At 33.5% G+C, this 5,324-nt stretch carries 4 protein-coding genes and 1 pseudogene; all 5 read left to right on the top strand.

What is annotated here, in order from left to right; all coding sequences use genetic code 11:
* Positions 1–447: pseudogene (locus tag F6K40_RS38495) on the top strand (hydratase); the annotation flags it as partial.
* A 123-nt stretch (positions 448–570) separates the two neighbouring features.
* On the top strand, positions 571–720 hold the full coding sequence (locus F6K40_RS38490; protein WP_293145054.1) for a hypothetical protein: 150 nt from the start codon (positions 571–573) through the stop codon (positions 718–720).
* Between the two features lie 850 nt (positions 721–1,570).
* Positions 1,571–2,716 carry an ATP-binding protein gene (locus F6K40_RS38485; protein ID WP_293145051.1) on the top strand — a complete coding sequence of 382 codons (1,146 nt, stop codon included), beginning with the start codon at positions 1,571–1,573 and terminating at the stop codon, positions 2,714–2,716.
* Positions 2,713–3,411 carry a hypothetical protein gene (locus F6K40_RS38480; RefSeq protein WP_293145048.1) on the top strand — a complete coding sequence of 233 codons (699 nt, stop codon included), beginning with the start codon at positions 2,713–2,715 and terminating at the stop codon, positions 3,409–3,411. Before F6K40_RS38485 ends, F6K40_RS38480 begins: the two co-directional genes overlap by 4 nt.
* Positions 3,412–3,585: 174 nt before the next feature.
* Positions 3,586–4,815 carry a bifunctional sterol desaturase/short chain dehydrogenase gene (locus F6K40_RS38475; protein WP_293145045.1) on the top strand — a complete coding sequence of 410 codons (1,230 nt, stop codon included), beginning with the start codon at positions 3,586–3,588 and terminating at the stop codon, positions 4,813–4,815.
* Positions 4,816–5,324: the final 509 nt, after the last annotated feature.

Here is a 5,324-nt window from a genome sequence, read left to right as displayed (position 1 = left end):
ACTTTTAAATATTTAGATGCAGTTATCCCATTTATTGAATTGGGAGATTTAGTTTATAGCGAAGATATAAAAATAGATGCGCCGGCTCTTTTAGCAATTAATGTTGGAGCAAGAACAGGAATTTTAGGTCAACCTATTCCTGTCGTTGATACTGATGAATGGGAAAATCGTTTGAAAGGTTTACAGATAGAAATATTAGACGAAAATGGCAAGGTATTAGCATCAGGAAATGGTAGTGGTTTATTAGGTAATCCCTTGAATGTTGTGTTGTGGATTAAAGATTCTTTGCAAGCTGAAGGAAAAGAATTGAAAAAAGGAGATTTACTTTCTTTAGGGAGTATGACTAGCTTTGTTCCTGTTAAATCAAATTCTACTATTCGTGCCCGATATATAGATTTAGAACCAAATAAAACTGTGGAAATATTTGTCAAATTTGGCTCACACTGATTTGGCCACGGATACGCGGATTAAGTTAAGAAATAACTCAACAATGATCATGGTTTGTTGGGTTATTTTTTGTTCTCCCTAACCTACATTATGTGATCTGATTTCTAGAATAATTTTAGATAGATGAAAAATGAAAATCCAAAAATTAGAATTTGGCGATCGCTCGGAATTTTGGGATTAGAAATTTATTTAATTTTTGCCATAAAACTGTGGAAATATTTGTCAAATTTGGCTCACACTGATTTGGCCACCGATACACGGATTAAGAAATAAATTAACAATCATCATGGTTTCTTGGCTTATTCTTTGTTTTATGCCACCTATCATTATTTTATCTGATTTCCAGAATAATTTTAGATAGATGAAAAATGAAAATCCAAAAATTAGAATTTGGCGATCGCGACGAATTTTCGCATTTTAAATTTATTGAATTTTGGCTATAAAACTACGGATAGCTCACACGGATTATGCCACGGATAGCTCACACGGATTATGCCACAGATACACGGATTAAGTTAAGAAATAACTCAACAATAATAATGGTTTGTTGGGTTATTTTTTGTTCTCCCTAACTTACATGATGTGATCTGATTTCTAGAATAATTTTAGATAGATGAAAAATCAAAATCCAAAAATTAGAATTTGGCGATCGCTCGGAATTTTGGGATTAGAAATTTATTGAATTTTTGCCATAAAACTGTGGAAATATTTGTCAAATTTGGCTCACACTGATTTGGCCACCGATACACGGATTAAGAAATAAATTAACAATCATCATGGTTTCTTGGCTTATTCTTTGTTTTATGCCGCCTATCATTATTTTATCTGATTTCCAGAATAATTTTAGATAGATAAAAAATGAAAATCGCCAAATTAGAATTTGGCGATCGCTCGGAATTTTGGGATTAGAAATTTATTGAATTTTTGCTATAAAACTACTGTGGAAATATTTGTCAAATTTGAATAACTGTAGGTTGGGTTGGCTCACACGGATTATGCCACGGATATACGGATTAAGTTAGGAAATAACTCAACAATGATAATGGTTTGTTGGGTTATTCTTTGTTCTCCCTAACCTACATTATATGATATAATTTCTAGAATAATTTTAGAGAGGTAATAAATGAAAATCCAAAAATTAGAATTTGGCGATCGCGCACGTTCTTGGTATCTTGAAGAAATTGAATTTTCGCCTCATCTTAACTTGTTGGTTGGTGTTTCTGGTGCAGGTAAAACTAAAATTATTAGCTCAATTTTATATCTCAAAGAAATTGTTAATGGTAAGTCATTCAATGGAATGTATTGGGATGTGACTTTTCTAACCAAAGATAATATATCATATCGTTGGCAAGGAGAATTTGAAACTGTGAAAGGATTGAGAATAAGAAGAAATGATTCGGATGAAGAATATAAGTTGAAAATCATCTCTGAACATATTTCTAAAGATAAGCAAATTATTATTGAAAGAGATTCAGAAAAAATCATATTTAAAGGTAGCCAAATTCCAAAATTATCACCATTTCAAAGTATTGTAGAATTATTTAACCAAGAAGAAGATATTAGTCCTGTGAAAGATGAGTTTAATAAAATTATCACAAATTCAGACAAATCTTTTGAAAATCTATTGAAAATACCTACTCATATATTAGAAAAATACCAAAATTGCTCTCTCAACGATCTTAAAGAAAGCAATATTTCTATTTTTATGAAATTCTGTTTAGCTTATCAATTTCTACCAGAAACTTTTAACAAAATTAAAGATACATTTGTAGAACTATTTCATACAGTAGAAGATATTAAAATAGGGCATCAATTCATTAATTATGGATTATCTGAACCACCGATTGACTCTTTACTAGGAGGTAGCATTGTCTATATAAAAGAAAGAGGAGTTGAGCGTTGGATTAAACCAAATACTATTTCTTCGGGAATGTTGAAAACATTGATGTACATTAGCGAATTCTATTTATCTCCAGAAGGGAGCGTAATATTAATTGATGAGTTTGAAAATAGTTTAGGAGTAAATTGTCTAGATAGTGTCACAGATTTAATCTTAGAAAATCCTAGACTACAATTTATTATTACCAGTCACCATCCATACATTATCAATAATATCGGAAATAAATATTGGAAAATTGTCACTCGCCAAGGCAATACAGTAACAGTAAAAGAACCTAAAGAATTAGGACTAGCTCAATCCACACATCAAGGTTTTATCGACCTAATTAACTTCCTTGAAGAATTGTCCGAAGAGGGAGAAGCAGAATGAATATTTATTTCCTTTTAGAAGGCAAAACAGAGAAAAAAATTTATGGCTCTTGGCTAGAGTTTCTTCTACCTGAATTAGAGAAAGTACAACATTATCATCAAGTTAAGCACAATAATTACTGTTTAGTTAGCGCTGGTGGTTTTCCTTTGATTATTGGGGAAGAACTTAGGAAGACCGTTGAAAAAATCAAAGAAACAGGGAAATATAATTACCTGGTAATTTGTCTTGATGCTGATGAAGAAACTGTGGTAAGTAGAAGACAACAAATTGAAAATTCTATGAAAAGAAATGACCTATACTTAAAATTAGGAAAAATTGAGCCTATTTTTATTATTCAAAACCGATGTATCGAAACTTGGCTATTAGGTAATAGAAAAATGTTCGACTTTAAACAACCTCTGGAGAAAACTATTTCAGATTATGTGAAATATTATGATTTATCTATGGAAGATCCAGAATTAATGGGTAATTATAGTCAACATTATAATCATGCAAAATTTCACGAGTTATATCTCAAGGAAATATTTAGAGCTAATGACACTAGCTATAATAAAAAATTTCCGAGAAATGCTCAAAATGAATCCTATTTAGATGAATTAAAAAAGAGAGTTACATCAGAACCAGAACATTTAAAAACCTTTCAATATTTTATAGACTTTTGCCAGAAGATTAAAAAAGAATTATCTGTAAAGTAGGGACGTTCCATAGCAAAAATGCGTTTCATGTCGCGCAGCGAAACTTCCCTACTTTATCTGCTGTAAATTCATAACTAATTACTGATAACTGATAACTGATAACTGATAACTGAAAATAGTGTTACTCTAAAATATGTTTATCTTAGTTTTGGTAATTATTTAGTAGTACACCTAATGCAATTTTCCCCACTTAATCCTTGGATAATTAATATTTCTCTAGTTCTCGGTTCTGTACTTTTTGCCGAACTGATACGAGACCTTTATCATGTAGTTTCTCATATTTGGACGCCCCTCTATAAATGGCATGGTTGGCATCATCGCGTTTTCCGTCGTGACTTGAGTATTGTCAGTACAGAAATTTATCAAAAAGCTACTTGGTATCACGATGTACCAGAATCTGTGGTAATGTTAACCTTTGGTATCCTATTCTGGGGCCTGTTTTTTGTCTGGATGCCTTCCTATCAATGGGCAACTCTCGCAGGAGTTCTCTATACCCTAACTTTCCTTTTTCCAGCGATCGCTCGTGCCACAGGTATTCCTGGAGCTGACCAACTTACAGATATCAATCATCTTCCCGGTGCATTTTTAACGCCTCCCGCAAACTTGCTCGTCAACCGTCCGTACCATTGGCGCCACCACTTCGACAATCAAAACGCCTATTTCTGTGGAACTCTCACCTTAGTAGATAAACTTATGGGTACAGCACTTTCCCTCAAAGGTAAAACAATCGCCGTCACAGGAGCTTCCGGCAGTTTAGGCCAAAGTCTCCTCAAACACCTTCATCAAGCAGGGGCAAAAGTTATTGCTCTGACATCCAAAGACCAGACCATCACCTTAGACATAGACGGTCAAATCTTGGAGATAAATACCATAAATTGGCAAATAAGTCAAGAAGAAAAATTAGCAGAATTATTTGAAAAAGTAGATATTTTAGTCTTAAACCACGGCATTAACGTACATGGAGAAAAGACAGCAGAAGCGATCGCTAAATCCTACGAAATAAATACATTTTCTAGCTGGCGAATGTTAGAAATATTCCTCAAAACAGTCAGAACAAATACCGATATTGCCTGTAAAGAAATCTGGGTAAATACCTCAGAAGCAGAAGTTAATCCAGCATTTAGTCCTCTTTACGAACTCACAAAAAGATCCCTTGGAGATTTAGTTACATTGAGGAAATTAGACGCTCCTTGTGTAATTAGAAAATTAATATTAGGTCCGTTTAAAAGTAACTTGAATCCCGTTGGAATTATGTCTGCAGACTGGGTAGCAAAACAGATAATTAAATTAGCAAAAGCAGACGTTAGAACAATAATCGTTACAATTAACCCTTTAACTTTTGTAGCAATTCCTATCAAAGAATTTTTCGTTTCTACCTACTTTAAATTATTTACTGCAAAATAAATAAGGTAGGGGTTTGGTCTCCAAACCCTTACAATTATATTATAAAATCAAAGCAAATGTGACAACAATTATTGTCACAATTAATAATATCAGCTCCGGTTGAATACTTATTATATATAGCAATATGAAATGATTTTTAAGAAAAAACTGTAGGGGTTTGCTCTCCTTTCCCCAAGCGCAAAGGGATTTGGAGACCAAACCCCTACGATAAAATCTTACAACCTATGCGCGGATTGCTATAGTTTGGGCAGTAGGGTAGATAGAATTATATCACCGGATTTTATGTCATCCAAAAATTTCAATAACTATAACGTTGCAGTTTGGGGCGTGACCCCTCATAGCGCCAAAAAAATCAGAAAACATTACCGTAGGGGTTGTCAAACCAAACCCTCATATAACCAAACTTCCCACCCGGACCACACTCTGCTTTTCTCCGGCAACCCTACTTAAACTCGTCACTTTTAAGGCATTGCTCAGGGGCGGGATGAATATAACTTGGAACGATGCCC

The organism is Okeania sp. SIO3I5, assembly GCF_010672085.1.
Classification (GTDB): Bacteria; Cyanobacteriota; Cyanobacteriia; order Cyanobacteriales; family Microcoleaceae; genus Trichodesmium.
This window is presented reverse-complemented; position numbering and strand designations above follow the sequence as displayed.

What these genes read in the sequence shown, in the direction of transcription:
- F6K40_RS38490 (WP_293145054.1), top strand. Translation starts at nt 571, where the DNA reads ATGAAAAATGAAAATCCAAAAATTAGAATTTGGCGATCGCTCGGAATT.
- F6K40_RS38475 (WP_293145045.1), top strand. Translation starts at nt 3,586, where the DNA reads ATGCAATTTTCCCCACTTAATCCTTGGATAATTAATATTTCTCTAGTT.
- F6K40_RS38485 (WP_293145051.1), top strand. Translation starts at nt 1,571, where the DNA reads ATGAAAATCCAAAAATTAGAATTTGGCGATCGCGCACGTTCTTGGTAT.
- F6K40_RS38480 (WP_293145048.1), top strand. Translation starts at nt 2,713, where the DNA reads ATGAATATTTATTTCCTTTTAGAAGGCAAAACAGAGAAAAAAATTTAT.